The 1,981-nt window shown below is 61.9% G+C and carries 1 protein-coding gene and 2 tRNA genes; 1 reads left to right on the top strand and 2 read right to left on the bottom strand.

Annotated elements, in window-relative coordinates; translation table 11 throughout:
* Nucleotides 1-772: 772 nt before the first annotated feature.
* Nucleotides 773-849 (bottom strand) — tRNA-Pro (locus U9R81_RS12240).
* A 13-nt stretch (nucleotides 850-862) separates the two neighbouring features.
* Nucleotides 863-950: transfer RNA gene (locus U9R81_RS12235), tRNA-Leu, on the bottom strand.
* 135 nt (nucleotides 951-1,085) lie between these two features.
* Here U9R81_RS12235 and U9R81_RS12230 point away from each other — a divergent pair.
* Nucleotides 1,086-1,981, top strand: an 896-nt coding sequence (locus U9R81_RS12230) for a serine/threonine-protein kinase (protein WP_322495729.1), incomplete at its 3' end; no start/stop codon positions are given.

Here is a 1,981-nt window from a genome sequence, read left to right as displayed (position 1 = left end):
GGCATGATGTCATTGCGCGGGCGCACCGCGCCCGAAGCAATCTCCTGCTTCAGCGCTTGCAATGCCTGCACGGATTGCTCCCGCTCTTGCGGGCGATTGCTGCGCCTCGCGTCGCTCGGCTCGCAATGCCAAGCGGGGCGTGGCAGTTCACCTGTTATCATTGCGAGGGCGCGGCGGCATCCAGCGTTGCTGGAGCCGCCCGCCCGAAGCAATCTCCCATTTCAGCGACTTACAGGCCTGAGCGCATCCATTCCGCCCGCGCAGGAGAAGGCTTCGCCGCACGGCGCGTCCTGACAAGCGGGGAGTGAAGCTTCCCCAACAATCTCTGCGCCCTTCGCGCCGTTGCGTTTGCATCCTTTACGTCTCTGCTCGCTTTGCGCCTGAGCGGTAGGCCCTCACCCCCCGGCCCCCCTCTCCCACCGTTAGGTGGGAGAGGGGGAGCCGCCGAATTGGCGACAAAGACATTGCGGGATCGGAACGGCGCAGCGCCCCTCAACCGCTTTGCGGTTGAGGTGAAGTTTGGTTGAGTACACCTGTTGATCGCGGTGTGATGCCGCAACGCTCAGCTCTAGCCTCCCCTCTCCCGCGCTAGTTGAGGGGCGGACAGAACATCTGATTGAGTACAACGGTTAATCGCGGTGCAATGCCTCAACGCTCGGTACTACGCTCCCCTCTCCCGCCGTCAGGTGAGAGCGGGGCTGGGGGTGAGGGTTCTTGAGGCTTGACCATAAACCAAAAGCGTCTGCGCGATCGCACAGACGCTTTTGTTATCTGGTCGGGGCGAGTGGATTTGAACCACCGACCTCCGCGACCCGAACGCGGCGCTCTACCAGGCTGAGCCACGCCCCGATATGCCTTTTCGTGGTGCCGAAGGTGGGACTTGAACCCACACGGGGGTTGATCCCCAGCGGTTTTTGAGACCGCCGCGTCTGCCATTCCGCCACTTCGGCGTGACAACGCAGATTATAGCAGCCATTGCCCGGTTCGTCAAGGTGACGCGAGGCGCAGGCGCAGCCTCCCCTAACACACGGCGCGCTGGCTACAGTGGTATAATTGGCCTAACACATCGGCAAACGGCAAGCACCATGTTCATGCTCGACCGGCTGGCAGACAATCTCACGATCCGCGGCACCGACGACGCCTACACCATCCTCAACCTGATTGGGCGAGGCGGGATGGGTGCGGTCTATCGGGTGCGGCGGGCTAGTGATGGCAGTATTTGGGCGCTGAAAGAGATGCGGCCCGCTGGTGAGGTGACTGCCGAAGAGTTGGCTGAAGCGCGCCAGCTCTTTCTGCAAGAGGCTGAATTGCTGCGGTCGCTCTCATTTCCTAACCTGCCAGTGGTGATCGATTTGTTCGAGTACGAAGGCCGTCCGACGATGATTATGGAGTTTGTGCCGGGCAAGACGCTCGAAGCCATGATCCGCGAGGCGAATGCACCGATGCTCGAACAACAGGTGATCGGGTATGGGATTCAGCTCTGCCGGGTGTTGCACTATCTGCACACGCGCCAACCGCCGATCATCTACCGCGACCTCAAACCGCCAAATGTGATTCTGACCCCGGATGGCGTGCTCAAGCTGATCGACTTTGGCGTGGCTCGCAAGCACAAGATCGGCAAGTCGAAAGACACGATCGCGATGGGGTCAGCTGGGTATGCGCCACCCGAACAGTACGGCAAAGGGCAGACCGATGCCCGCTCGGATATTTATGCGCTTGGGGCGACCATGCTGCACCTGCTGACGGCAATGCCGCCGATCCCGTTGCAGCCGCCACGCCGCGGCGAGATCATACGAATGAACCGCTCGGTGGCTCCAGAAACCGAGGCGATCATTATTCGGGCTATGAGCCTCGAACGCGAGCAGCGGTTTGCCAGTTGCGCCGAGCTTGAGCAGGCGCTGCATCAGCGGCTCAAGGCGCCGTATGTCGATCCGACGGTGCGGGTGGCACCGGCGCCGCCGGTCAAACCGCCGGTGGCTGC

The organism is Chloroflexus sp. (genome assembly GCF_034435895.1).
GTDB lineage: Bacteria > Chloroflexota > Chloroflexia > Chloroflexales > Chloroflexaceae > Chloroflexus.
This window is presented reverse-complemented; position numbering and strand designations above follow the sequence as displayed.